Below are 25,030 nucleotides of genomic sequence, written 5' to 3' on the forward strand. Positions count from 1 at the left end.
CCCGGCACCTGGCATCTGCCGCAACGGCGAGAAGCCGAACGGACCTGTCCGGCGGTGCCGAACCCCGATCAGCCCTCCTGCTCGCCGCGCAAGCGGACACGCACACGCTCGACGACGTCCGCGTAGCGGGCCTCCGCCCCGTACCGCGTCGGCTCGTAGTACCGCTTGCCCTGCACCGCGTCCGGTGCGTATCGCTGCGCCGCGATGCCCCCGGGCAGATCGTGCGGATACAGATACCCCTGCGCGTGCCCCAGCTTCTCCGCGCCCTTGTAGTGCCCGTCCCGCAGGTGCGGCGGCACCGGCCCGGCGAGGCCCGCGCGGACGTCCGCGAGGGCGGCGTCGATGGCGAGGTACGCGGCATTGGACTTCGGGGCCAGGGCCAGCGCGATGGCGACCTGGCTCAGCGTGATCCGCGCCTCGGGGAAGCCGATCAGCGCGACCGCCTGCGCACCGGCGACCGCCGTCTGCAGGGCCGTCGGGTCGGCCAGGCCGATGTCCTCGCTCGCGGAGATCATCAGCCGGCGCGCGATGAACCGCGGGTCCTCGCCCGCTTCGATCATGCGGGCCAGGTAGTGCAGCGTGGCGTCGACGTCCGAGCCGCGGATCGACTTGATCAGGGCGCTCGCGACGTCGTAGTGCTGGTCGCCGTCGCGGTCGTACTTCACCGCCGCCCGGTCGACCGAGTCCTCCAGCGTCTCCAGGGTGATCTCGGCGTCGCCCTTGGCGATGGCCGAGCCGGCGCCGGCCTCCAGGGCGGTGAGGGCGCGGCGGGCGTCGCCGCCGGCGATCCGCAGCAGATGCGCCTCGGCGTCCTCCGGCAGGGTCACCGCGCCGCCGAGCCCGCGCTCGTCGGTGAGGGCGCGGTGCAGCAGCCCCCGCAGGTCGTCGTCGGTGAGGGCCTGCAGGGTCAGCAGGAGGGAGCGGGACAGCAGCGGCGAGATGATCGAGAAGTAGGGGTTCTCCGTGGTGGCCGCGATGAGCGTGACCCAGCGGTTCTCCACGGCGGGCAGCAGGGAGTCCTGCTGAGCCTTGCTGAAGCGGTGGATCTCGTCCAGGAAGAGCACCGTCTCCTTGCCGTAGCCGCCGGAGGCGCGGCGCGCGCCGTCGATGACGGACCGCACCTCCTTGACGCCGGCGGTGATGGCGGAGAGCTCCACGAAGCGCTTGTTGGTGGCCTGGCTGACGACGTACGCGAGAGTCGTCTTGCCGATGCCGGGCGGGCCCCAGAGGATCACCGACGAGGGGCCGGCCGGACCGCCGCTGCCCTCCCCCACCAGCCTCCGCAGCGGGCTGCCGGGCTTGAGCAGGTGCCCCTGCCCCACGACCTCGTCGAGCGTGCGGGGGCGCATGCGCACGGCCAGGGGACTGCTCGCCGGGTCTTTCTCCTGGCGGTCCTCTGCGGCGGCGGTGAACAGGTCTGGCTCCACGTTCGAAACCCTATGCCACTGCACTGACAAGGCCGCCGGACCAGGGGTCCGGCGGCCTCGATCGAGCCAGGTGCGAGGGCGGTCAGGCGGTGCCGCCCGTCCAGAAGTCCCACCACCGGGTGAGGACCAGCATGCCGATGATGCCGACCCACAGCACCGGGACCACCCAGTGGAACTCCAGGACCGCGCGGCGCGGGCCGTCCGGCAGCGGGATGAAGCCGTGCCTGATGTTCTGCACGGTCACGTACCAGAACATGAAGATCGTGGCGACCCAGGCCAGGCAGCACCACAGGCACAGCGACCCGATGACGTACAGCGACTGGTACTGCAGCCAGGTGCAGAAGCCGACGCCGAAGAGCGTGCCGGCCTGCATGCCGAGCCAGTACCAGCGGGGCAGGCGAGCGCCCGAGAGCACCGCCAGGCCGATCGCGATGATCGCGCCGTAGCAGACGAGCCCCAGCATCGGGTTGGGGAACCCGAAGGCGTGGGCCTGCTCGCTCTCCATGATGTTGCCGCAGGAGACGATCGGGTTGAGGCTGCACCCGGGGGTGAAGGTCTTCCCGACCGCCTTGGCCTCGAGGATCTTGTTCTTGTCGATCGTGATGACCCAGGCGGCGAGCAGCCCCAGCGCACCCGTGATGACGAGCAGCAGCGCGAACGCGCGGCTGCCGCCGGCGGCGCCCGTCGCGGGGCCGTCCCGCTCCTCGCCGTCGGTGTCGGAGCGGTCGAGTGCCGAAGTGGTCATAGCGCCGTTGATCCCATCAGTCGGTCCCTGGCGCCCATTCTGCACCAGAGGACATGCAATCAGCCCTGCTTGGCCAGGACTTCACCCACGACGTCGGCGAGGGCGACGGCCTTCTGCTCGCCGCTCTCCAGGTCCTTGAGCTGCACGTTGCCCTCGGCCAGGTCGCGCTCGCCCGCGATGACCGCGAAGCGGGCGCCGGAGCGATTGGCCGACTTCATCGCGTTCTTCAGGCCCTTGCCGCCGAACGCGAAGTCGGTGGCGACGCCGTTGCGGCGCAGCTCGGTGACCACGCCGAAGAGGACCTTGCGGGCCTCCTCGCCCAGCGGGACGGCGTAGACGTCGGTCGGCGAGGGCAGGTCGAGCGCGATGCCCTCGGCCTCCAGGGCGAGGACCGTGCGGTCCACGCCGAGTGCCCAGCCGACGGACGGCAGCGCGGGGCCGCCGATCATCTCGGACAGGCCGTCGTAACGGCCGCCGCCGCCCACCGCGGACTGCGAGCCGAGGCCGTCGTGGACGAACTCGAAGGTGGTGCGGGTGTAGTAGTCGAGGCCGCGGACGAGCTTGGGGTCGTCCTCGAATTCGACGCCCGCGGCGGTCAGCAGCTCGCGCACCTGCTCGTGGTAGGCCTTGCAGGCCTCGCACAGGTGGTCGCGGAAGAGCGGGGCTCCGACGAGCTGCTTCTGGACGTCCTCGCGCTTGTCGTCCAGGACGCGCAGCGGGTTGATCTCGATGCGGCGGCGGGTGTCCTCGTCCAGCTCCAGGCCGCGCAGGAAGTCCTGCAGGGCGGCGCGGTAGACGGGGCGGCACTCCTTGTCGCCGAGCGAGTTCAGCAGGAGGCGGAAGTTCCGCAGGCCGAGCGACTTGTACGCGTCGACGGCCAGGATGATCAGCTCGGCGTCCAGCGCCGGGTCCTCGGCGCCGATGGCCTCCGCGCCGACCTGCGAGAAGTGGCGGTAGCGGCCCTTCTGCGGGCGCTCGTAGCGGTAGTACGAGCCGGAGTACCAGAGCTTGACGGGCAGGTTGCCGTCCTTGTGGAGGTTGCCCTCCAGTGCCGCGCGCAGCACGGAGGCGGTGCCCTCGGGACGCAGGGCGAGCTGGTCGCCGCCGCGCGTGGTGAGGGTGTACATCTCCTTGGTCACGATGTCCGTCGACTCGCCGACGCCGCGGGAGAACAGCTCGACCTGCTCGAAACCGGGGGTCTCGACGTAGCCGTAGCCGGCTCGCTTGAGCGGGGCGGCGATGGCCTCGCGGACCGCGAGGTAGACGGCGGAGGTGGGGGGCTTGAGGTCGTAGGTGCCCTTGGGGGCCTTGAACGTACTCACGGGAAAATCGTCACATTCCTCTTCGCGGAGCGGCGGTAGGGCCGCCTCCGGAGCCGCGCTGCGTGTCCGCCACTTCCCGCAGGTACGGGTTGGTGGCGCGCTCGCGGCCGATGCTGGTCTGGGGGCCGTGGCCGGAGAGGACCACGGTCGAGTCGTCCAGGGGCAGGCACACGCGTGCCAGCGACCGGAGCATCTCGGCGTGATCACCGCCCGGCAGGTCGGTGCGTCCGATGGAGCCGGCGAACAGCAGGTCGCCCGAGAAGAACACCGACGGGACGTCGGAGGTCTCGGGCAGCCGGAAGGTCACCGACCCCTTGGTATGGCCGGGCGCGTGCGCGACGGTGAACTCCAGCCCCGCGAGGTCGAGGCGCGAGCCGTCGGTCAGCTCCTTGACGTCGTCGGGCTCCCCGACCGTCAGCTCGCCCATGAGCTGCTGCCCGATGGAACGGCCGAGGGCCTTCTCCGGGTCGCTCATCATGTAGCGGTCGGCGGGGTGGATCCAGGCCGGGACGTCGTGGGCGCCGCACACGGGGACGACCGAGGCCACATGGTCGATGTGGCCATGGGTGAGGACGACGGCGACGGGCTTGAGCCGATGCTTCCTGAGCGCCTCCTCGACCCCGGGGGCCGCCTGGTGGCCCGGGTCGATGATCACGCACTCCTCGCCGGCGGCGGGGGCGACCAGATAGCAATTGGTCCCCCAGGCCCCGGCGGGGAACCCGGCAATCAGCACATTCGTCCTTAATGATCGACCAGCAGAATTTCATCAGCGGTTGCGGCCGGGGCGCCCCAGGGGGATCACCGGCTGCGAACAAGAGCCTACCGGCGGCACTCCCGCGGCCGCGAACCCGTATACGGTACGGGCACACCAGCAACACAGGGCTCATGACATGGACAAATCGGTATGAGGAGTAGACCCGGTGGTCAGTAACGAGCAGCGGCGGCGGCAGCTCGCCCGGGAGAAGTTCGAGCGGCAGCAGCAGCGTCGCGAGGAGGCCCGGCGCAAGGGCCGGCGCCGGAACGCGATCATCGCCGCCGGCCTCGCGGTGGTGCTGGCCGCGGGCGCGGGCGCGTACGCCACGGGCGCGCTGTCCGGTGACGACAAGAAGGACAGCGCCGACGCCGCCCCCGAGGCTTCCCAGAAGCCGTCCAAGGGTCCCGACCCGTGCGCCAAGGCCGCCCCCGGCTCCCCCGCCACCAAGACGTGGAAGTCGGAGCCGGAGATGAGCATCGACAAGTCCGCGGCGTACGCGATGGACTTGAAGACGACCTGCGGCACGATCGACGTCAAGCTCGACGCGGCGAACGCCCCGCACACGGTCAACTCCTTCAACTTCCTGGCCGGCGAGGGCTACTTCGACCACACCAAGTGCCACCGCCTGACCACCAGCGGCATCTACGTCCTGCAGTGCGGCGACCCGAAGGGCCTCGGCTCGGGCGGCCCGGGCTACACCCTGCCCGACGAGAACCTCAAGGACTCCAGGCTCAAGGGGAACGTCTACCCCGCCGGCACGGTGGCGATGGCCAACACCGGCCAGCCGCACACCGGCGGAAGCCAGTTCTTCCTCGTCTACCAGGACAGCCCGCTGCCCCCGACGTACACGCCCTTCGGCACGATCGGCGCCGAGGGCATGAAGACGCTCAAGAAGATCGCCGGTGCGGGCGAGTCGCAGGGCACCGGTGACGGCGCCCCGAACGCGACGGTGGTCATCGACAAGGCGACGGTCGCCAAGTCCTGACCCCGGCCCGGCGCCCCGATCAGGCCTCCGGTGCCCGGTTGTTGCCCGCAGAGCGAAATTTCGGTCGCGCGGGATACGGACAGCCAGGGCGCCGGTCGCCTATGTTGGCGTTGTGTAGGGTGCCTGATCCGGCGGCTACCCGCACCCAAATGATCAAGCCGTCGGACCGGCCAGGGCGCGGCCCTGCCCGGAACAACTGTGGACGATGCGCGAGGGCCGCACGCCGGCCTCGGCATCATGTGGAGGAGGCGCTGTGAGCAGCGACCCATGGGGCCGCGTCGACGAGACGGGGACCGTGTACGTGCGTACTGCCGACGGAGAGCAGGTCGTCGGATCGTGGCAGGCCGGGTCTCCCGAGGAGGCCCTCGCTTACTTCGAGCGCAAGTACGAGGGCCTGGTCGTCGAGATCGGCCTCCTCGAGAAGCGGGTCAAGACCACCGACCTCTCGGCCAAGGACGCGACGACCGCGATCGACCACCTGCGCACGCAGGTCGACGAGCACCACGCCGTCGGTGACCTCGACGCGCTGCGCGTCCGTCTCGACAAGCTCGTCGAGACGGTCGAGGCGCGCCGCGAGGAGCGCAAGGCCGCCAAGGCCAAGCAGGCCGACGAGGCCCGTACGGCCAAGGAGGCGCTGGTCGCCGAGGCCGAGGAGCTGGCCGCGAGCGAGCAGTGGCGGTCGGCCGGCGAGCGGCTGCGCGCCCTGGTCGACACCTGGAAGGGCCTTCCGCGCCTGGACCGCAAGGCCGACGACGAGCTGTGGCACCGCTTCTCGCACGCCCGCTCGGCGTTCTCCAAGCGGCGCAAGGCGCACTTCGCCTCCCTCGACGCCCAGCGCGAGGACGCCCGCAAGGCCAAGGAGAAGCTGGTCGCCGAGGCCGAGGCCCTCTCCGGCTCCACCGACTGGGGCCCGACGGCCGCGCGTTACCGCGACCTGATGGCGGAGTGGAAGGCCGTCGGCCGTGCGCAGCGCGAGGCGGAGGACGACCTGTGGAGCCGTTTCCGCGGCGCGCAGGACGTCTTCTTCCAGGCCCGCAGCGAGGTGTTCGCCGAGCGCGACGCCGAGCAGCAGGTCAACCTGACGCACAAGGAGGAGCTCGCGGTCGAGGCCGAGAAGCTGCTGCCCGTCACCGACCTGAAGGCGGCCCGCGCCGCGTTCCGTTCGATCAACGAGCGCTGGGAGGCCATCGGCCACGTCCCGCGGGACGCCCGCCCGAAGATCGAGGGCCGGATGCACGCGGTGGAGCGCGCCATCCAGGAGGCCGAGGAGGCCGAGTGGCGGCGCACGAACCCCGAGGCGCGGGCCCGCGCGGCCGGTCTGACCGGCCAGCTCCAGGCGGCCGTCGACAAGCTGCAGGAGCAGGTCGACAAGGCGCGTGCCGCGGGCAACGACGCGAAGGCCGACAAGCTCGGCAAGGAGCTCGAGGGCCGTAAGGCCCTGCTGGACCAGGCCCTGAAGGGGCTGGAGGAGTTCGGCGGCTGAACAGCCACATGAGTAAGGGGCTCCGGCTATTGCCGGAGCCCCTTACTCATGTGCGTTTACGGCCGTCGGGCCGAGGTCACGCGGTAGACGTCGTACACGCCCTCGACGCCCCGCACGGCCTTCAGGACGTGACCGAGGTGCTTGGGGTCGCCCATCTCGAAGGTGAAGCGGGACGTGGCCACCCGGTCCCGGGACGTCTGCACGGCCGCGGACAGGATGTTGACGTGCTGGTCGGACAGGACGCGCGTGACGTCCGACAGCAGCCGGGAGCGGTCCAGCGCCTCGACCTGGATCGCGACCAGGAAGACCGAGGACTGGGTGGGCGCCCACTCGACGTCGATGATCCGTTCGGGCTGCTGCGAGAGCGACTCGACGTTGACGCAGTCGGCGCGGTGCACCGAGATCCCGTTGCCGCGGGTGACGAAGCCGATGATGGGGTCGCCGGGCACCGGCGTACAGCACCGGGCGAGCTTCACCCAGACGTCCTCGACGCCCTTGACGATCACGCCGGGGTCCGCGCTGGAGCGCCGCTTGGAGCGGCCGCGGATCGGAGCGGTCTCCTCGATGTCCTCGGTGGCGGCGTCCTCGCCGCCCAGGGCCTGCACCAGCTTCTGCACGACGCCCTGCGCCGCGACGTGGCCCTCGCCGATGGCGGCGTAGAGGGAGGAGATGTCGGGGTAGCGCATCTCGTGCGCGAGGGTGACCAGGGAGTCACCGGTGAGGATGCGCTGGATCGGCAGGTTCTGCTTGCGCATGGCGCGCGCGATGGCGTCCTTGCCCTGCTCGATGGCCTCGTCGCGGCGCTCCTTGGAGAACCAGGCACGGATCTTGTTGCGCGCGCGGGGGGACTTGACGAAGCCCAGCCAGTCGCGGGAGGGGGCGGCGCCGGGCGCCTTGGAGGTGAAGACCTCGACCAGATCGCCGTTGTCGAGGGTGGACTCCAGCGGCACGAGCCGCCCGTTGACCCGGGCCCCTATCGTGCGGTGGCCGACCTCTGTGTGGACGGCGTAGGCGAAGTCGACCGGGGTGGCCCCGGCCGGGAGCGCTATGACATCGCCCTTGGGCGTGAAGACGAAGACCTCGTTGCGGGAGAGGTCGAAGCGCAGGGACTCCAGGAACTCGCCCGGGTCCTCGGTCTCCTTCTGCCAGTCCAGCAGCTGCCGCAGCCAGGCCATGTCATTGACGGTGTCCTGGTTCTTGCCGGCGTTCTTGGGCACGTCGGTGCGCACCTTGGAGGCTCCGGCGACGGCCTCCTGCTTGTACTTCCAGTGCGCGGCGATGCCGTACTCGGCGCGGCGGTGCATGTCGAAGGTGCGGATCTGCAGCTCGACGGGCTTGCCGCTGGGCCCTATGACCGTCGTGTGCAACGACTGGTACATGTTGAACTTGGGCATCGCGATGTAGTCCTTGAACCGCCCGGGCACCGGGTTCCACCGGGCGTGGACGGTGCCGAGCGCCGCGTAGCAGTCGCGGACGGTGTCGACGAGGACGCGGATGCCCACCAGGTCGTAGATCTCGGCGAAGTCGCGGCCCCGCACGATCATCTTCTGGTAGACGCTGTAGTAGTGCTTCGGCCGGCCGGTGACGGTGGCCTTGATGCGGGCGGCGCGCAGGTCGGCCTGGACCTCGTCGGTGACGATCGCCAGGTATTCGTCGCGCTTGGGTGCCCGCTCGGCGACGAGGCGGACGATCTCGTCGTACATCTTGGGGTAGAGGATCGCGAAGGCGAGGTCCTCCAGCTCCCACTTGATGGTGTTCATGCCCAGCCGGTGCGCCAGCGGGGCGTAGATCTCAAGGGTCTCGCGGGCCTTCTTCTCCTGCTTCTCCCGCTTGAGGTAGCGCATGGTGCGCATGTTGTGCAGGCGGTCGGCGAGCTTGATGACCAGGACGCGCGGGTCCTTGGCCATGGCGACGACCATCTTGCGGACGGTCTCGGCCTGCGCGGCCTCGCCGAACTGCACGCGGTCGAGCTTGGTGACGCCGTCCACCAGCAGGGCGACCTGGTCGCCGAAGTCACGGCGCAGGTCGTCCAGGCCGTACTCGGTGTCCTCGACGGTGTCGTGCAGCAGCCCGGCCATCAGCGTGGCCGGATCCATGCCGAGCTCGGCGAGGATCGTGGTCACCGCGAGGGGGTGGGTGATATAGGGATCGCCGCTCTTGCGCTTCTGGCCGCGGTGCCAGCGCTCGGCGACCTGGTAGGCGCGCTCGATCTGGCGCAGGGTCGTCGCGTCGGCCTTCGGGTCGTTTCCGCGCACGATGCGCAGGAGCGGTTCGAGGACCGGGTTGTACGGGCTGGAGCGCTGGACGCCGAGGCGGGCGAGGCGGGCCCGGACGCGGCTGGAGGAGCCGGGGCGCGGGGCGCTGGGCGGCGGCGTGGGCCGCACGGGTGACGTCCCCGCGACGGCCGGGACCTGGCTCTTCGGTCCGCTGCCCGCGCCGGGGCCGGCCGGCGGCCGGGGCGTGGACTCAGGCGCGCTCTGCGGGCGGCCCTTGGGCGTGCCCGCGGCCGCCGCGGCCTCGGGAGACGGCTCGTCCTGTTGTGCGGCGGTGAGCGGCTGGGCCTCGTCTGGCAAGAGCACTCCTCATGCGGGGTCCGGCCCCCCGATCAGGTCCGGACAACCATGGTATCGACCCGGGCGGCGGGGCCGCCGCGCACCCGGCTGTGCTCAGAAGAACGCGGGGCGGGCCCCGGGGTCTTCCCCGGGGCCCGCCCCGCGGTGCGCAGTGCGTGCCGGACCTGCCCTGCGTGGCAGGTCAGAGGCGCGTCAGACCGTGATCAGAGCCTCCAGCGGGGCGTCGCCGAGGGCGTCCGCGAGCCGCTCGCGGCCGGGCAGGAAGCCGAGCTCCATGAGCACGACGACCCCGGCGACCTCGGCGCCGGCCCGGCGGATCAGCCGGAGCGAGGCCTCGGCGGTGCCGCCGGTGGCCAGCACGTCGTCGATGACGAGGACGCGGTCGCCGGGGCCGACGGCGTCGGCGTGCATCTCGATCTCCGCCGTGCCGTACTCCAGCTCGTAGGCCTGGGCCAGCGTGGCTCCGGGGAGCTTGCCGGCCTTGCGCACGGGCACGAAGCCCAGCCCCGCCCGGACGGCGGCCGGGGCACCGAGGATGAAGCCCCGGGCCTCCAGGCCGACGACCTTGGTGGCGCCGTGGCGCTTGCACAGCGCGGCGAGCTCGTCGGTCAGGGCGGCGAACGCCGTGGCATCGGCGAGCAGCGGGGTGATGTCCTTGAACATCACGCCCGGCTTCGGATAGTCGGCCACGTCGTGGATGTGCGTCAGCAGCAGGTCGCGCAGCTTCTCGTCGGCCGTGCCGACGCCCGTGGCGCTCATCGGCGCTTCCCCTGGGGGCGGCCGCCGCGGGTGCCGCGGGCGCGGGCGGCGGACTGGCGGGGGCCGACGACACCGGTCGCGGCGTCCTCGCTCTCGTCCTCCTCGTCACCGGGGACCTCGTCGCGCGGCTCCTCGCCCGCCTCGCCCTTGGCGGCCTGGGCGGCGCGCTTGGCGCGCACCCGCTTGGCCAGGGCCCGCATCTGCGGGTCGCGCTCCTTGAGGTCGGCGACCAGCGGCGTGGCGATGAAGATCGACGAGTAGGCGCCGGCCGCGAGACCGACGAACAGGGCGAGCGAGATGTCGTTGAGCATGCCCGCGCCGAGGAAGCCGCCGCCGATGAACAGCAGGCCGGCGACCGGCAGCAGCGCGACCACCGTGGTGTTGATCGAACGCACCAGGGTGCCGTTGAGGCTGCGGTTGGCGATCTCGCTGTAGGTGAAGCGGGTCTGCTTCGTGATGTCCTTCGCGCCCTCCTTCAGACCGTCGAAGACGACGACGGTGTCGTAGAGGGAGTAACCGAGGATGGTGAGCAGACCGATCACGGTGCCCGGGGTGACCTCGAAGCCGACCAGTGCGTAGACGCCGACGGTGATGGTGAGGTCGTGGATCAGGGCGATCAGGGCGGCGATGGCCATGCGCCACTCGAAGGCGATCGCCAGGTAGATCACCACGAGGATCATGAAGATGCCCAGGCCGTACCAGGCCTTCTTGGCGATCTGGTCACCCCAGCTCGGGCCCACGATGTCGGTGTTGACCTTGTCCGTGGAGACGCCCAGCTTCTTGGCCAGGGCCTCCTGGGTGGCGCGCGACTGCTCGGTGGTGAGGTCGCTGACCTGGACGCGCAGCGGGCCGTTGCCGAGCTTCTGGACGATCGCGGTGTGGCCGGAGGCCTCCTCCGCGGTCACCCGGGCCGTCTCGGCCGAGACGGAGGTGGTGGGCGTGGTGAAGACCGCGCCGCCGGAGAACTCGATGCCCATGTTCAGGCCGCGCACCGCCAGGCCGACGATGGCCGTGATGGTGATGAGGATCGAGATGCCGTACCAGATCTTCCGCTTGCCCACGAAGTCGTAGCCGACCTCGCCGCGGTAGAGCCGGGCGCCGAGATTTCCGAGCTTGGACATCTCACGCCTCCTTGGGGTCGACGGGGGCGGAGGGGCGGCGGCGGGAGGCCCGCAGCGGCGGCTTGACGCCGAGGCGCTTGGGGTCGAGCCCGGACCACGGATGGCCACTGGCGAAGAACTTGCGCCGGGCGAGGAGCGTCATCAGCGGCTTGGTGAAGAAGAAGACCACGACGACGTCGAGGAGCGTGGTCAGGCCGAGCGTGAACGCGAAGCCCTGCACCTTGCCGACGGTGACGATGAAGAGCACCGCGGCGGCCAGGAAGGACACGAAGTCGGAGACCAGGATCGTGCGCCGGGCGCGCGGCCAGCCGCGCTCGACGGCCGGGCGCAGGGTGCGTCCGTCGCGGATCTCGTCGCGGATGCGCTCGAAGTAGACGATGAAGGAGTCGGCGGTGATGCCGATCGCGACGATCGCACCGCAGACGGCCGGCAGGTTCAGCGCGAAGCCGATGGCCTGGCCGAGCAGCACCATGATCGTGTACGTGAGGATCGCCGAGGCCAGGAGGCTGGCGAGGGCGACGAGCGCGAGACCGCGGTAGTACGCGACCAGGTAGATGATCACCAGGCCGAGGCCGATGGCGCCGGCGAGCAGACCGGCGCGCAGCTGCTCACCGCCGAGGGCGGCGGTGACCGTCTGCTCGGTGACGACGTCGAAGGACAGCGGCAGGGCGCCGTAGGACAGCACGTTGGCGAGGTCCTGGGCGCTGGCCTGGGTGAAGCCGCCGGAGATCTCCGCCTGGCCGCCCGTGATCGAGGTGGAGACGGACGGGTCGGAGACGACCTCGCCGTCCAGGACGATCGCGAACTGGTTCTGCGGGGGCTGCTTGCCGGCGAGCTGGCCGGTGACGTCCGCGAACTTCTTGGAGCCGCTGGAGTCGAACTTCAGCTGGACGAGCCAGCCGCGGCCCTGCTGGCTGTCGAAGACGGCGTCGGCGCCTGTGACGCCGGTGCCCTCGACGGACACCGGGCCGAGGATCTCCTTGGCCGAGCCGTCCTTCTTGCAGGCCACGATGACGTCGGTCGTCTTGGCGCCCGCCGCGGCCTCGCTCGCCTTGGCACGGCCCTCGGGGGTCGTGCAGTCCAGGGCGTCGAGCTTCTTCTGCAGCGCGGCGACGTCGGCCGGGGACGGCGTGGGCTCCTTGGACTTGTCGTCCTTCTTGCCCTCGTCCTTCTTGGCGTCGTCCTTCTTCTCGTCCTTCGCCTTGTCGTCCTTGGCGACGGCCGAGGCGGACGGGGTGGCGTCGGCCTTCACGGCGTCGGTGACGGGGCGGCCCTGCTGGCGCGGGCTCGCGCTCGCGGAGGGGGCACCCGAGGCCGAGGAGGAGGCGGAGGCGGAAGGCGAGCCGGACGGCTTGGTCTTGCCGTCCTTGTCCTTGGCGTCCTTGTCCTTGTCCTTGTCCTTGCCGGGGGACGAGGCGTCGGGAGTGGGCTCGGTCTTGGCACCGGCGGCCACGGACAGCACGGGGCGGAAGCCGAGCTTGGCGGTGGTTCCGACCTGCTGGCGGGCCTGCTTCGCGTTCGTCCCCTTGGGGATGTTCACGATGATGTGGTTGTCGCCCTGCGTCTGGACCTCGGCCTCGGTGACGCCCAGACCGTTGACACGCCGCTCGATGATGCCGACCGCGGTGTTCATGTTGGTCGGGTTGATCGCATTGGGCTTGCCGGGCTCGTTCTTGGCCTCCAGCGTGAAGCTGGTGCCGCCCGCGAGGTCGATGCCCAGCCGCGGCGTGGTGCGCCCTGAGGCGAACATCCCCCCGGTGAGCGCCACCATGGCGATCAGGATCAGGGCCAGGACCCGGCCCGGCCTGCCCTGGCCGCCCGGGGACCTGCGGCCCTTCTTCGGTGCTGCCACCTTGTCGTTTCTCCCTGTCCAACCGCCCGGTTCCGTGCGTTCGCCGGGCGGCCACGAATGTTGTGGGGACCTGCCCCCCGCCGGAGCCTAGACCGTCAGGGAACCGCGGCGCACTGCTCCAGCAGTGCTCCGCGGTTCCTCGAAGGGCTACTTCGCGTCGGCGTCGCCGTCCTGCTTGCCGTCCCGCTTGGCGTCCTTGGTGTTCTCGGCGGCCTTCTCGGCGGCCTCGGACTCCGGCTCGGCGGCCTTCTCGGCCTCGGCGGCCTCGCCCTTGCCCAGGTCGATCTTCTTGTCGGCCGGGGCCTCGGACTCGGTCAGCGACGAGGCATCGTCCGGGACGACAGGGGTCTCGGACTCGTGCGGCTCGATCCCGTGGACGATGCGGTTGTACTCGTCGTCCTCCAGGACGGCGCCGATGGCGTTCTTCGCGTAGATCGCGTGGACGCCCGGGGCCACCTCGAGGAGGACCGTGTCGTCGCTGACCTCCTTGACGGTGGCGTACATGCCGCCGATCGTCCGCACGCCGGTGCCCGGCTGCATCTGGTCGCGCATCTGCGCCGCCTGGCGCTGCTTGTTCTTGGCCGATCGCGTCATCAGGAACATGGCCCCGATGAGCACGATGAACGGCAGGAGAGTCACGATATTCACGGGACGGGGTTTCCTTCACACGACCGCGGGGGGTGCGGCCTTCTACGGGGGTGGTATGCCGCGCCGGTACGGGCGGCATCGGCGGAGTCTAAGCGAGTCCGCGCCTATGGAACAACGCCCAGCATGGCACCGTGGTTCCTGACCCGACCAGCCCCCGCGCCGTCACCCTCCGAAGAGGCCCTGCTGGGGAGGGGTGCCCGCCCGGCCCGCCGTGCCGGCGTCATTGACGAGGCCCAGGTGCTCCCACGCGGCCGGGGTGGCGATGCGGCCCCTGGGCGTGCGGGCCAGCAGTCCCTCGCGGACGAGGAACGGCTCGGCGACCTCCTCGACGGTCTCGCGCTCCTCGCCGACGGCCACGGCCAGGGTGGACAGGCCCACCGGTCCGCCGCCGAAGAGCTTGAGGAGGGCGGTCAGGACGGCGCGGTCCAGCCGGTCGAGGCCGCGGGCGTCGACCTCGTAGACGTCGAGGGCCTGGGCGGCGATCTCGCGGGTGATCACCCCGTCGGCCTTGACCTGGGCGTAGTCGCGGACGCGGCGCAGCAGGCGGTTGGCGATGCGGGGGGTGCCGCGGGAGCGGCCGGCGATCTCGGCGGCGCCCTGGTCCCCTATCTCCACGTCCAGCAGCCGGGCCGAGCGGTGCACCACGCGCTGCAGCTCGGCGGGGGCGTAGAACTCCATGTGCCCGGTGAAACCGAAGCGGTCGCGCAGCGGGGCCGGGAGCAGGCCGGCCCGGGTGGTGGCGCCGACGAGGGTGAAGGGCGGCAGCTCCAGGGGGATGGCGGTGGCGCCGGGGCCCTTGCCGACGATCACGTCGACGCGGAAGTCCTCCATGGCCATGTAGAGCATCTCCTCGGCGGGCCGCGACATGCGGTGGATCTCGTCGAGGAAGAGGACCTCGCCTTCGGTGAGGGAGGAGAGGATCGCGGCGAGGTCGCCGGCGTGCTGGATGGCGGGGCCGGAGGTGATGCGGATGGGGGCGCCCATCTCGGCCGCGATGATCATCGAGAGGGTGGTCTTGCCGAGGCCGGGGGCTCCGGAGAGCAGCACGTGGTCGGCGGTGGCGCCGCGGGCCCGGGCGGCCTTGAGGACGAGGTCGAGCTGCTCGCGCACGCGCTCCTGGCCGACGAACTCGCCGAGGTCCTTGGGGCGCAGCGCGGCCTCGACGGCCTGGTCCTCGCCGTCGGCGGCGGTGGCGACGAGGCGGTCGCCTGCGGGGGGCTCCGCGTATGCGGATTCGTCGTCCCAGTTCACGGGTTGAACCTCACGGTCGAGTGCTTGGTCGGTTTTCCGGCAGGGGCCGCGCCGGTGCGGCCCGGGGGCACGGACCCGCCCGCGGGGCCGCACCGGGCCCTGCTCATCGCGCCCGGTTCAGCGTCTGCAGCGCGGCCCGCAGCAGCTGGCCGACCTGCGGCTGACCGCCGTCGGCGAGAACGGCCTCCGCCCGGGGCGCCACCGCCTCCACCGCCTCGTCCGCCTCGCGGGCGGCATAGCCCAGACCGACGAGCGCGGCCTGGAGCTGATCGCGCCAGCCCGCGGCGGCGGGGGCGGCGGCCGGCGCGGCCGAGCCGACCGGCTTGCCGAGCCGGTCCTTCAGCTCCAGCAGCAGCTTCTGCGCGCCCTTCTTGCCGATGCCGGGCACGGCGGTCAGGGCCTTCTCATCACCGGTGGCGAAGGCGCGCCGCAGGGCGTCGGGGCTGTGCACGGCGAGCATGGCCTGGGCGAGGCGGGGCCCGACGCCGCTGGCGGTCTGCAGCAGCTCGAAGGTCTGGCGCTCGTCGTCGTCGGCGAAGCCGTAGAGGGTCAGGGAGTCCTCGCGGACGACGAGGGAGGTGGCGAGGCGGGCCTGCTGACCGATGCGGAGGCCCGAGAGGGTGTCGGGCGTGCACTGGACGGCCATGCCGATGCCGCCCACCTCGACGACCGCGGTGTCGGGGGCGAGGGCGGCGACGGGGCCGGAGACGAAGGCGATCATCGGGTGCCCTTCGGGAGGCGGACGGGTGCGGTGGTGCGGCGCTGGGCCGCGGCGAGCTGCTGCAGGCGGCCGGCGGCCGGGGCGCGCCAGATGTGGCAGATGGCCAGGGCCAGGGCGTCGGCGGCATCGGCCGGCTTCGGCGGTGCGTCGAGCCGCAGGAGGCGGGTGACCATGGCGCCGACCTGGGCCTTGTCCGCCCGGCCGGAGCCGGTGACGGCGGCCTTGACCTCGCTGGGGGTGTGCAGGGCGACGGGCAGGCCGCGGCGGGCGGCGCACAGCATGGCGACGGCGCTGGCCTGGGCGGTGCCCATGACCGTGCGGACGTTGTGCTGGCTGAAGACGCGCTCCACGGCGACGAATTCGGGCCGGTGCTCGTCGAGCCACTGCTCGATGCCGCGCTCTATGAGGACCAGGCGGTCGGCGGTGTCGGCCTCGGCGGGGGTGCGCACGACGCCCACGCCGACCATGCGCAGCGGGCGGCCCGCCGTACCCTCCACCACGCCGACGCCGCAGCGCGTCAACCCGGGGTCCACACCCAGTACCCGCACAACCCCTCCTTGGCTCACCTGCCCGGGCAGGCTATCGGCTGCCACTGACAACGGCCGATCATGCCGACGGGCCGGCGGGACGAGTTGTCCCGCCGGCCCGTCGGCCGACCGCAGTCGGAAGCCTTACGCGTCCTACGCGTCGACCTTCGCCATGACCTCGTCCGAGACGTCGAAGTTGGCGAAGACGTTCTGGACGTCGTCGCTGTCCTCGAGCGCGTCGATCAGCTTGAAGATCTTGCGCGCGCCCTCTTCGTCGAGCTCCACCTGCATGGTGGGGACGAAGTTGGCCTCGGCCGAGTCGTAGTCGATGCCTTCCTTCTGGAGGGCGGTGCGGACCGCGACGAGGTCGGTGGCCTCGCTGAGGACCTCGAAGGACTCGCCGAGGTCGTTGACCTCCTCCGCACCGGCGTCCAGGACGGCGCCGAGCACGTCGTCCTCGCTGAGCTCGCCCTTGGGGACGATCACGACGCCCTTGCGGTTGAACAGGTAGGACACCGAGCCCGGGTCGGCCATGGAGCCGCCGTTGCGGGTCATGGCGACGCGCACGTCGGAGGCGGCGCGGTTGCGGTTGTCGGTGAGGCACTCGATGAGGACCGCGACGCCGTTCGGGCCGTAACCCTCGTACATGATCGTCTCGTAGTCGGCGCCGCCGGCCTCGAGGCCGCCGCCGCGCTTGACCGCGGAGTCGATGTTCTTGTTCGGGACCGACTGCTTCTTCGCCTTCTGGATGGCGTCGTAGAGCGTCGGGTTGCCCTCGATGTCGACGCCACCCATGCGGGCCGCGACCTCGATGTTCTTGATGAGCTTCGCGAAGAGCTTGCCGCGCTTGGCGTCGATCACGGCCTTCTTGTGCTTCGTCGTAGCCCATTTAGAGTGGCCGGACATCCGCCTGTCTCCTTCGCGTAACCAAATCCTGAGAACGAACGACTGAGATCCTACCGGGGCCCGGCTACTGGGCTGCGCGCACCATGTCCACGAAGTGGGCGTGGACCCGGTGGTCGCCGGTGAGCTCCGGGTGGAAGGACGTCGCCAGCACGTTGCCCTGGCGGACCGCGACGGCGTGGCCGTCGTAGGTGGCGACGATCTCGGCCGCGGCGCCGACGGACTCGACCCAGGGGGCGCGGATGAAGACGCCCTCGACGGGGCCGCCCTCGATGCCGGCCATCTCGACGGACGCCTCGAAGGACTCGTTCTGCCGGCCGAAGGCGTTGCGGCGGACGATCATGTCTATGCCGCCGAGCGTCTCCTGGTCCTCCCGCCCGTCCAGCAGCTTTTCGGCCAGCATGATCATGCCGGCGCAGGTGCCGTAGACGGGCATCCCCGCCCGCACGCGCTCGCGCAGCGGCTCCAGCATGCCGAAGACGACGGCGAGCTTGGACATGGTGGTGGACTCGCCACCGGGTATCACCAGGCCGTCGACCTCGGCGAGTTCCTCGGGGCGGCGGACCGGGCGGGCGAGCGCGTCGGAGGCGGCGAGGGCGACGAGGTGCTCGCGGACGTCGCCCTGCAGGGCGAGGACGCCGATGGTGGGGGTGGACACGGGGTTTTTCTCCGTCTCGGGTCTGGACGACGGCTGGGCGGCCCGCTGCACGCGCGGACCGCCCAGCCGGGGAAGCGGTTCGTTACCAGCCGCGGTTGGCGTAGCGCTCGGCCTCGGGCAGGGTGTCGCAGTTGATGCCGACCATGGCCTCGCCGAGATTGCGGGAGGCGTCCGCGATGACCTTCGGGTCGTCGTAGAAGGTGGTGGCCTTCACGATGGCGGCGGCGCGCTTGGCCGGGTCGCCGGACTTGAAGATGCCGGAGCCGACGAAGACGCCCTCGGCGCCGAGCTGGCGCATCAGCGCGGCGTCGGCCGGGGTGGCCACGCCACCGGCGGAGAAGAGGACGACCGGCAGCTTGCCGAGCTCGGCGACCTCCTTGACGAGCTCGTACGGGGCGCGCAGGTCCTTGGCCGCGGCGAACAGCTCGTTGTTGTCGAAGCCGCGCAGCTTGGCGATCTCGTTCTTGATCTGGCGCAGGTGGCGCACGGCCTCCACGACGTTGCCGGTGCCGGCCTCGCCCTTGGAGCGGATCATGGCCGCGCCCTCGGCGATGCGGCGCAGGGCCTCGCCCAGGTTGGTGGCACCGCAGACGAAGGGGGTGGTGAAGGCCCACTTGTCGGAGTGGTTGACCTCGTCGGCCGGGGTGAGGACCTCGGACTCGTCGATGTAGTCGACGCCGAGCGACTGCAGGACCTGGGCCTCGACGAAGTGGCCGATGCGGGACTTGGCCATGACGGGGATGGAGACGGCCCCGATGATCTCCTCGATCATGTTGGGGTCGGACATCCGGGCCACGCCGCCGTCCTTGCGGATGTCGGCCGGCACCCGCTCGAGGGCCATGACCGCGACCGCGCCCGCGTCCTCGGCGATCTTCGCCTGCTCGGCGTTGACGACGTCCATGATCACGCCGCCCTTGAGCTGCTCGGCCATGCCGCGCTTGACGCGGGCAGTACCGGTCTCGGGGGTGGTGGACGTGCTGGGGACCGTGCTGGACACGTTGTGACCTCACTATCAAGGGCGGTGATGCTGCGCCCCTCATACAACCGATCCCGCTTTCCCCGGAAAAAGAGCCAATCCGAGGCCGGTGGCTTGTCCGGGGTGCCCGGAGAGGTCCGGTGGGCCCTTGTGGCCCCTGCCCGGGAGGCCTGCCCGGAGGTCAATGGCTCGTCCGCGCCTCCAGGACGGCGGGCGGCTCGTCGTCCATCTCGAAGGCCATCGGGAAGGGCGCGTGGCCCGCGAGCCGGAACCAGCGCACCACGCGGTGCTTGCGCACGGCGCGGGCGGCGCGGACCGCGTCGTTGTGGAAGCGGCGGGCCATCGGCACCCGCCGGACCGCCTCGGACAGCTCGGTCAGGGATTCCTCGCCGCCGGGGGCCTCCCGGACGACCTCGACCTGCGGCACCTCCGCGAAGACCGCCCGCAGGGCCTGGCTCAGCTCGCTCTCGGCGACCTCGCGCTGCTCCTCCTCGGCCTGCCGTGCGGCGTGCGCGGCCTGGTAGAGCACGATCGAGGCGGCCGGGTCGAGGACGCCGGCCGTGCCCAGTTCCTGGGCGACCGAGGCGCGGCGCAGCAGCTGGGCGTCCAGCGCGGCGCGTGCGGCGTCGATGCGGCTGTGCAGCCGGTCCAGCCGGCCCGCGGTCCAGCTCAGATAGACGCCGATGACGACCAGGGCGGCGACGATCCAGATCAGTGTGGTCACGCCGGGCCACGTTACCGCTCGCCGCTCGGGCCGCTTCGCGCAGCGGGACCCGCCACGGGCTGGGCGCTCGCGGGGGCTGCCGCACCGTCACCCGGAGCTCCGTCCCGGCGCCGTTCGCTGCCGGCCCGGACCGGTCTACGGCCGGCGCAACAGCTGCCGCCGCACCGGCGCATCGCCAGGGCGGCGCGAGTCCGGCGGAATCCGGGAGGACCGGCACCCGTGCACAGCCCGTGATCCGCCGGAAGGGCTAGTCGCGGGCCAGGCCGAAGCGGGCGCGCAGGCCGCTGCGCTCGTCGGCGGCGACGGAGGCCGCGCCGGCGGTGACCGTCTCGTAGACGGCCAGGATGTCGGCGCCCACGCGGGACCAGTCGAAGCGGCGCACGTGCGCGCTGCCGCGCTCGCTCAGGCCGGTCCGCAGCTCCTGGTCGCCCAGCAGCCGTACGGCCGCGGCGGCGAGCGCATCGGCGTCCTCGTTGGCGAACAGCTCCCCGGCCGAGCCCTGGTCGAGCACCTGGGCGAAGGCGTCCAGGTCGCTGGCGAGGACGGGAGCGCCCGCCGACATCGCCTCGACCAGGATGATGCCGAAGGACTCCCCGCCCGTGTTGGGGGCCACGTAGACGTCGACGCTGCGCAGCAGCCGCGCCTTGTCCTCGTCGCTGACCATGCCGAGGAACTCGACGCGCTCGCGCATCTCCCGGGGCAGGCCCGCCACGGCCTCCTCCTCGTCGCCCCGGCCGGCGACCAGCAGCCGGGCGCCGGGGCACTCGGCGAAGATCTTCGGCAGGGCGCGCATCAGCACGGGCAGGCCCTTGCGCGGCTCGTCGATGCGGCCGATGAAGCCGATCGTCCCGCCCTGCCACTCCTCCTTGGGCTCGGCGCGGGCGAAGAAGTCCACGTCGACGCCGTTGGGGATGACCACGGCGTCGCCGCCGAGGTGCTCGACGAGCGTCCTGCGGGCGTATTCGCTGACCGCGATGCGCGCGCTGATCTTCTCCAGGGCGGGCTGGAGGATCGGATAGGCGGCGATCATCGCCCGGGAGCGCGGATTGGAGGTGTGGAAGGTCGCCACGATCGGGCCCTGCGCGGCCCAGCAGGTCAGCAGGCCCAGCGACGGGGAGGTGGGCTCGTGGATGTGGATGACGTCGAAGTCGCCGTCGTGCAGCCAGCGCCGCACCCGCGCGGCCGACAGGAAGCCGAAGTTCAGCCGCGCCACGGAGCCGTTGTACGGGACCGGGACGGCCCGTCCCGCCGAGACCACGAAGGGCGGCAGCGGCGTCTCGTCGTCCGCGGGGGCCAGCACCGACACCTCGTGCCCCAGCCGGATGAGGTGCTCGGCCAGGTCCCGGATGTGGAACTGCACGCCGCCCGGCACGTCCCACGAGTAGGGACAGACGATCCCGATCCTCATGCCTCGGCCCTCCGGTCGCTCTCGGCCCGGCCGGCGTCCCCGCCCGGTGTGCCCTGCGAGTCGTGTGCGCCCTGCGTCCCCCGCTCCGGCCCGTCCGCCGCTCCGTCCGCCGCGTCCGCTCCGCCGGACGGCCGGTCCGGGCGCGGGTCGAGGTCGGCGAGCCACAGTCGCTGGAGCATGTGCCAGTCCTGCGGGTGCTCGGCGATGCCGGAGGCGAAGGCGTCGGCCATGCGCTGCGTCATCACCGCGGCCTTCTCGGCGCGCGTGCCCTCCCCGGGCACCTCGATGGGGGCGTGCACCCGCCCCTGCATCACCGGCGAGCGGTCGTACCAGAGCGTCACGGGCATCAGCAGGGCCCCGGTCTGCACGGCCAGCATCGCGGGGCCGGCGGGCATCTTCGCGGCCTCGCCGAAGAACGTCACCTCCATCCCCGAGGAGGACAGGTCGCGGTCGGCCACCAGGCACACCAGGCCCCCGGAGCGCAGCCGGCGCGCCAGCGTGCCGAAGGCGCTGCCGCCCGCGTGGGGCAGCACCTCCATGCCCAGCCCCTCGCGGTAGGCCACGAAGCGGTCGTAGAGCGTCTCGGGCTTCAGCCGCTCGGCCACCGTCGTGAAGGGCACCCCCAGGCGCGTGGTCACCCACGCCCCGGCGAGGTCGTAGTTGCCCATGTGGGGCAGCGCGATCACCACGCCGCGCCCGCTCGCCAGGCCCTCCTCCAGGTGGTGCAGGCCCTCCGGCGCGAAGGCCGTGCGAATGCGCTCCGCGCTCCACGCCGGCAGCCGGAAGGACTCCATCCAGTAGCGCATGTACGAGCGCATGCCCGCCCGCGACAGCCGCGTCAGACGCTCGGCGGACGCGTCCGGCAGCACGCGCGCCAGATTGGCCTCCAGCCGCAGCACGCTCCTGCCGCGCCGCCGCCACGCCGCGTCGGCGATCTGCTGCCCCAGCCGGACGGCCACCGGCTCCGGCAGCTTCTTGACCGTGGCCCAGCCGAGCCCGTACAGCGCGTCGGTCAGCCGCTCCTTCACCCGTTGCCACCGCCCTGCGCCGGGGAGGCCCCGGCGGCGGCCGCGGCCTCGGCCTCCGCCTCGGCGGATTCGCGGCGCACCGTCACCACCCGCTGGATCAGGGTGACCAGGCTGCCCACGGCCACGATCCACAGCGCCACCGGCAGCAGGTACTGGATGCCCGGCACGCCGAACTTGTGCAGGCCCGCGAGGCCGCACGCCACCAGCGAGATGACCAGCCGCTCGGCCCGTTCGACCAGGCCGTTCACGTTCACCGGCAGGCCGATGCTCTCGCCGCGCGCCTTGGTGTACGAGACGACCTGGCCGCTGGCGAGGCAGAAGATCGACACCGCGCACAGCGCGATGTCGTCACCGCCGCCCGCGTACCACAGGGCGAGGCCGCCGAAGATCGCCGAATCGGCGACCCGGTCGAGCGTGGAGTCCAGGAAGGCGCCCCAGCGGCTGGAGCGGCCCAGCTGGCGGGCCATATTGCCGTCCACCAGGTCCGAGAAGACGAACAGGGTGATGACGATCGTGCCCCAGAAGAACTCCCCCTGGGGGTAGAAGACCAGTGCGCCCGCCACCACGCCACCGGTACCGATGAGGGTCACCGCGTCGGGGCTGACGCCGAGGCGGATGAGCAGGGCGGCGAACGGCGTGAGAACACGCGTGAAGAACGCACGCGCGTACTTGTTCAGCATGGCCTTCCCGGAGGGGTGTCGTATCGGGCCGCGTGGTCAGGAGGCCACCGGCTGGCCCATCGTAGCCAGGCACCCCCGGGCAGCCGCGCACGCACCGCTCGCAGCGGGAACACCGGTGCTCCCACCGCCCCCGGCGGCCCCCGCGCGGGGCGTGCGGGGGCGCCTCCGTGTGCGACGTATGGACGCAGCGTTACCGCAGTGGAAAGCTCGGTGTACCGCAGGTGTCGACCGGGAGGCGGGACACATGGGCGAGAAGACGGGCACGTACCCAGGGGCCGCGGGCAGAGCAGTATCGGCCGACCGGCCGAGCCACGTACGCAACGTGGTGCTGGTCGGCCACAGCGGCTCGGGAAAGACGACGCTGGTGGAGGCCCTCGCGCTGGCGACCGGCGCGGTCAACCGGGCCGGCCGCGTCGAGGACGGCGGCGCGCTGTCGGACTACGACGAGATCGAGCACCGCCAGCAGCGCTCGGTCCAGCTGTCACTGGCCCCCGTCGAATGGGCCGGCATCAAGATCAATCTGCTGGACACCCCCGGCTACGCCGACTTCGTCGGGGAGCTCAGGGCCGGTCTGCGCGCAGCGGACGCGGCCCTCTTCGTCGTCTCGGCGGCCGAGGGCACCGAGAACATCAACGGTGCCACCCGCATGGTCTGGGAGGAGTGCGCGGCCGTCGGCATGCCCCGCGCCATCGTCATCACCCATCTGGAGTCGGCCCGCTCCGACTTCGAGGAGATGACGGAGACCTGCCGCACGGCCTTCGGCGGGGACTCCCCCGACGGCGTGCTGCCGCTCTACCTGCCGCTGCACGGGCCGGAGGGCCCCGACGGGCACCGCCCCGTCGCCGGCCTCATCGGCCTGCTCTCCCAGCGCGTCTTCGACTACTCCTCCGGCGAGCGGGCCGAGGCCGCACCCGGGCCCGAGCACCTGCCCCTCATCGAGGAGGCGCGCAACCGGCTCATCGAGGGCATCATCGCCGAGAGCGAGGACGAGACCCTCATGGACCGCTACCTCGGCGGCGAGGAGATCGACGTCAAGACCCTCGTCGAGGACCTGGAGCGCGCCGTGGCGCGCGGCAGCTTCCACCCCGTCCTCGCCGCGGCCCCCGCGGCCGAGGGCGCCAAACAGGGCCTGGGCACCGTCGAGCTCCTGGAGCTGATCACCGGCGGCTTCCCCACCCCCCTCGAACGCGAGGTCCCGGCCGTCACCACCCCCGACGGCCGCCCCCACGCGCCCGTGACCTGCGACCCCGCGGGCCCGCTCGCCGCCGAGGTGATCAAGACCTCCTCCGACCCCTACGTCGGCAGGATCTCCCTCGTCCGCATCTTCTCCGGCACCCTGCGCCCCGACGAGACCGTCCACGTCTCCGGCCACGGCCTGGAGGACCGCGGCCACGAGAGCCACGACGTCGACGAGCGCATCGGCGCCCTCTCCTCACCCTTCGGCAAACAGCAGCGACCCCTCCCCCAGGCCATCGCCGGGGACATCGCCTGCGTCGCCAAGCTCAGCCGCGCCGAGACCGGCGACACGCTCTCCGCCAAGGGCGACCCCCTCCTCATGGAGCCCTGGCAGATGCCCGACCCGCTCCTGCCCGTGGCGATCCAGGCGCACAGCAAGCCCGACGAGGACAAGCTCTCCCAGGGCCTGTCCCGGCTCGTCGCCGAAGACCCCACCATGCGCCTGGAGCAGAACCCGCACACCCACCAGGTCGTCCTCTGGTGCCTGGGCGAAGCCCACCGCGACGTCGCCCTGGAACGGCTGCGCTCGCGCTACGGCGTCCAGGTCGACGTCGTGCCCCACAAGGTCTCGCTCCGCGAGACCTTCGGCACCAAGGCGGCCGGCCGCGGCCGGCACGTCAAGCAGTCCGGCGGCCACGGCCAGTACGCCATCTGCGAGATCGAGGTCGAACCGCTGCCCGGCGGCTCCGGCATCGAATTCGTCGACAAGGTCGTCGGCGGCGCCGTCCCCCGCCAGTTCATCCCCTCCGTGGAGAAGGGGATCCGCGCCCAGGCCGCCCGCGGCGTCGCCGCCGGCCACCCCCTGGTCGACATCCGGGTCACCCTCCTCGACGGCAAGGCGCACTCGGTGGACTCCTCCGACGCCGCCTTCCAGACCGCGGGCGCGCTCGCCCTGCGCGAAGCCGCGGCCGAGGCCAGGATCCACCTCCTGGAGCCCGTCGCCGAGATCGAGGTCCTGGTCTCCGACGACTACGTCGGCCCCGTGATGAGCGACCTGTCCGGGCGGCGGGGCCGTGTCATCGGAACCGAGCAGTCCGGCGCGGGCCGCACCCTGGTGCGCGCCGAGGTGCCCGAGATCGAGATCGGCCGCTACGCCGTCGACCTGCGCTCCCTGTCGCACGGCACCGGCCGCTTCACCCGCTCCTACGCCCGCCACGAACCGATGCCCCCTCAGGTCGCCGAGCGGCTGCGGGAATCGGCCGGATCCGGAGGGTAACAGGCGCAATCCGCCCGCCTCGCACCATCCGGG

Annotated in this window: 22 protein-coding genes; 3 read left to right on the forward strand and 19 right to left on the reverse strand. The window is 71.8% G+C overall.

What is annotated here, in order from left to right:
• Positions 1 to 68 precede the first annotated feature (68 nt).
• The 4 genes from ACFPP6_RS31970 to ACFPP6_RS31985 form a co-directional block, all read right to left on the reverse strand.
• Positions 69 to 1,427, reverse strand: a complete 1,359-nt coding sequence (locus ACFPP6_RS31970) for a replication-associated recombination protein A (RefSeq protein WP_382049779.1) — start codon at positions 1,425 to 1,427, stop codon at positions 69 to 71.
• A gap of 82 nt (positions 1,428 to 1,509) precedes the next feature.
• Positions 1,510 to 2,172, reverse strand: coding sequence for a vitamin K epoxide reductase family protein (locus ACFPP6_RS31975; RefSeq protein ID WP_058045276.1), 663 nt, complete (start codon positions 2,170 to 2,172; stop codon positions 1,510 to 1,512).
• 59 nt (positions 2,173 to 2,231) lie between these two features.
• Positions 2,232 to 3,494 carry a histidine--tRNA ligase gene (gene hisS / locus ACFPP6_RS31980; RefSeq protein ID WP_382049781.1) on the reverse strand — a complete coding sequence of 421 codons (1,263 nt, stop codon included), beginning with the start codon at positions 3,492 to 3,494 and terminating at the stop codon, positions 2,232 to 2,234.
• 10 nt (positions 3,495 to 3,504) lie between these two features.
• Positions 3,505 to 4,227 (reverse strand): MBL fold metallo-hydrolase, encoded by a 723-nt coding sequence (locus ACFPP6_RS31985; RefSeq protein ID WP_058045274.1) that lies wholly within the window; start codon positions 4,225 to 4,227, stop codon positions 3,505 to 3,507.
• A 187-nt stretch (positions 4,228 to 4,414) separates the two neighbouring features.
• Here ACFPP6_RS31985 and ACFPP6_RS31990 point away from each other — a divergent pair, with 187 nt between their 5' ends.
• Together ACFPP6_RS31990 and ACFPP6_RS31995 are read left to right on the forward strand one after the other, a co-directional pair.
• Positions 4,415 to 5,233, forward strand: a complete 819-nt coding sequence (locus ACFPP6_RS31990; protein WP_382049784.1) for a peptidylprolyl isomerase — start codon at positions 4,415 to 4,417, stop codon at positions 5,231 to 5,233.
• 253 nt (positions 5,234 to 5,486) lie between these two features.
• Positions 5,487 to 6,716 (forward strand): DUF349 domain-containing protein, encoded by a 1,230-nt coding sequence (locus ACFPP6_RS31995; RefSeq protein WP_382049786.1) that lies wholly within the window; start codon positions 5,487 to 5,489, stop codon positions 6,714 to 6,716.
• A gap of 56 nt (positions 6,717 to 6,772) precedes the next feature.
• Here ACFPP6_RS31995 and ACFPP6_RS32000 read toward each other — a convergent pair whose 3' ends face one another.
• The 15 genes from ACFPP6_RS32000 to pgsA form a co-directional block, all read right to left on the reverse strand.
• Positions 6,773 to 9,289 carry a RelA/SpoT family protein gene (locus tag ACFPP6_RS32000; RefSeq protein ID WP_382049787.1) on the reverse strand — a complete coding sequence of 839 codons (2,517 nt, stop codon included), beginning with the start codon at positions 9,287 to 9,289 and terminating at the stop codon, positions 6,773 to 6,775.
• Positions 9,290 to 9,481: 192 nt separating this feature from the next.
• A complete protein-coding gene (locus ACFPP6_RS32005; RefSeq protein ID WP_168091334.1) occupies positions 9,482 to 10,048 on the reverse strand; it encodes an adenine phosphoribosyltransferase in 567 nt (188 codons plus the stop codon).
• Positions 10,045 to 11,169, reverse strand: coding sequence for a protein translocase subunit SecF (secF, locus tag ACFPP6_RS32010; protein ID WP_382049790.1), 1,125 nt, complete (start codon positions 11,167 to 11,169; stop codon positions 10,045 to 10,047). Before secF ends, ACFPP6_RS32005 begins: the two co-directional genes overlap by 4 nt.
• Position 11,170: 1 nt before the next feature.
• Complete coding sequence (gene secD / locus ACFPP6_RS32015; RefSeq protein WP_382049792.1) at positions 11,171 to 13,021, reverse strand: protein translocase subunit SecD; 1,851 nt, start codon at positions 13,019 to 13,021, stop codon at positions 11,171 to 11,173.
• A 147-nt stretch (positions 13,022 to 13,168) separates the two neighbouring features.
• Complete coding sequence (yajC, locus tag ACFPP6_RS32020) at positions 13,169 to 13,669, reverse strand: preprotein translocase subunit YajC (protein WP_382049794.1); 501 nt, start codon at positions 13,667 to 13,669, stop codon at positions 13,169 to 13,171.
• Between the two features lie 162 nt (positions 13,670 to 13,831).
• A complete protein-coding gene (gene ruvB / locus ACFPP6_RS32025; protein WP_382049796.1) occupies positions 13,832 to 14,920 on the reverse strand; it encodes a Holliday junction branch migration DNA helicase RuvB in 1,089 nt (362 codons plus the stop codon).
• 103 nt (positions 14,921 to 15,023) lie between these two features.
• Positions 15,024 to 15,641: a Holliday junction branch migration protein RuvA gene (gene ruvA, locus ACFPP6_RS32030; protein ID WP_382049798.1), complete on the reverse strand. Its 618-nt coding sequence runs from the start codon at positions 15,639 to 15,641 to the stop codon at positions 15,024 to 15,026.
• A complete protein-coding gene (ruvC, locus tag ACFPP6_RS32035) occupies positions 15,638 to 16,189 on the reverse strand; it encodes a crossover junction endodeoxyribonuclease RuvC (protein WP_382049800.1) in 552 nt (183 codons plus the stop codon). Before ruvC ends, ruvA begins: the two co-directional genes overlap by 4 nt.
• 132 nt (positions 16,190 to 16,321) lie before the next feature.
• A complete protein-coding gene (locus ACFPP6_RS32040) occupies positions 16,322 to 17,074 on the reverse strand; it encodes a YebC/PmpR family DNA-binding transcriptional regulator (RefSeq protein WP_058045263.1) in 753 nt (250 codons plus the stop codon).
• A gap of 64 nt (positions 17,075 to 17,138) precedes the next feature.
• Positions 17,139 to 17,729, reverse strand: coding sequence for a pyridoxal 5'-phosphate synthase glutaminase subunit PdxT (pdxT, locus tag ACFPP6_RS32045; RefSeq protein ID WP_382049802.1), 591 nt, complete (start codon positions 17,727 to 17,729; stop codon positions 17,139 to 17,141).
• A gap of 82 nt (positions 17,730 to 17,811) precedes the next feature.
• On the reverse strand, positions 17,812 to 18,726 hold the full coding sequence (gene pdxS, locus ACFPP6_RS32050) for a pyridoxal 5'-phosphate synthase lyase subunit PdxS (protein ID WP_382049804.1): 915 nt from the start codon (positions 18,724 to 18,726) through the stop codon (positions 17,812 to 17,814).
• A 160-nt stretch (positions 18,727 to 18,886) separates the two neighbouring features.
• Positions 18,887 to 19,429, reverse strand: a complete 543-nt coding sequence (locus ACFPP6_RS32055; RefSeq protein WP_179080114.1) for a LemA family protein — start codon at positions 19,427 to 19,429, stop codon at positions 18,887 to 18,889.
• Positions 19,430 to 19,676: 247 nt separating this feature from the next.
• Positions 19,677 to 20,837: a glycosyltransferase family 4 protein gene (locus ACFPP6_RS32060; protein ID WP_382049806.1), complete on the reverse strand. Its 1,161-nt coding sequence runs from the start codon at positions 20,835 to 20,837 to the stop codon at positions 19,677 to 19,679.
• The gene (locus ACFPP6_RS32065) at positions 20,834 to 21,865 is read right to left on the reverse strand and encodes a phosphatidylinositol mannoside acyltransferase (protein WP_382049808.1); all 1,032 of its coding nucleotides are present in this window, start codon (positions 21,863 to 21,865) and stop codon (positions 20,834 to 20,836) included. The genes ACFPP6_RS32060 and ACFPP6_RS32065 overlap by 4 nt, the downstream gene beginning before the upstream one ends.
• Complete coding sequence (gene pgsA, locus ACFPP6_RS32070; protein WP_382049810.1) at positions 21,862 to 22,545, reverse strand: phosphatidylinositol phosphate synthase; 684 nt, start codon at positions 22,543 to 22,545, stop codon at positions 21,862 to 21,864. The genes ACFPP6_RS32065 and pgsA overlap by 4 nt, the downstream gene beginning before the upstream one ends.
• 244 nt (positions 22,546 to 22,789) lie before the next feature.
• Between pgsA and ACFPP6_RS32075 the strand changes: the two genes are divergently transcribed.
• Positions 22,790 to 24,997: an elongation factor G-like protein EF-G2 gene (locus tag ACFPP6_RS32075; RefSeq protein WP_382049812.1), complete on the forward strand. Its 2,208-nt coding sequence runs from the start codon at positions 22,790 to 22,792 to the stop codon at positions 24,995 to 24,997.
• The last annotated feature ends 33 nt before the right edge of the window (positions 24,998 to 25,030 follow it).

The sequence above is a fragment of the Streptomyces aureoversilis genome (assembly GCF_042657885.1).
In the GTDB taxonomy this organism is placed as follows: domain Bacteria; phylum Actinomycetota; class Actinomycetes; order Streptomycetales; family Streptomycetaceae; genus Streptomyces; species Streptomyces aureoversilis.

Coding starts and splice junctions, on each gene's coding strand:
- ACFPP6_RS31975 (WP_058045276.1), bottom strand. CDS start 2,172: ATGACCACTTCGGCACTCGACCGCTCCGACACCGACGGCGAGGAGCGG.
- ACFPP6_RS32005 (WP_168091334.1), bottom strand. CDS start 10,048: ATGAGCGCCACGGGCGTCGGCACGGCCGACGAGAAGCTGCGCGACCTG.
- secF (WP_382049790.1), bottom strand. CDS start 11,169: ATGTCCAAGCTCGGAAATCTCGGCGCCCGGCTCTACCGCGGCGAGGTC.
- ruvA (WP_382049798.1), bottom strand. CDS start 15,641: ATGATCGCCTTCGTCTCCGGCCCCGTCGCCGCCCTCGCCCCCGACACC.
- ACFPP6_RS32040 (WP_058045263.1), bottom strand. CDS start 17,074: ATGTCCGGCCACTCTAAATGGGCTACGACGAAGCACAAGAAGGCCGTG.
- ACFPP6_RS32060 (WP_382049806.1), bottom strand. CDS start 20,837: ATGAGGATCGGGATCGTCTGTCCCTACTCGTGGGACGTGCCGGGCGGC.
- pgsA (WP_382049810.1), bottom strand. CDS start 22,545: ATGCTGAACAAGTACGCGCGTGCGTTCTTCACGCGTGTTCTCACGCCG.
- ACFPP6_RS32075 (WP_382049812.1), top strand. CDS start 22,790: ATGGGCGAGAAGACGGGCACGTACCCAGGGGCCGCGGGCAGAGCAGTA.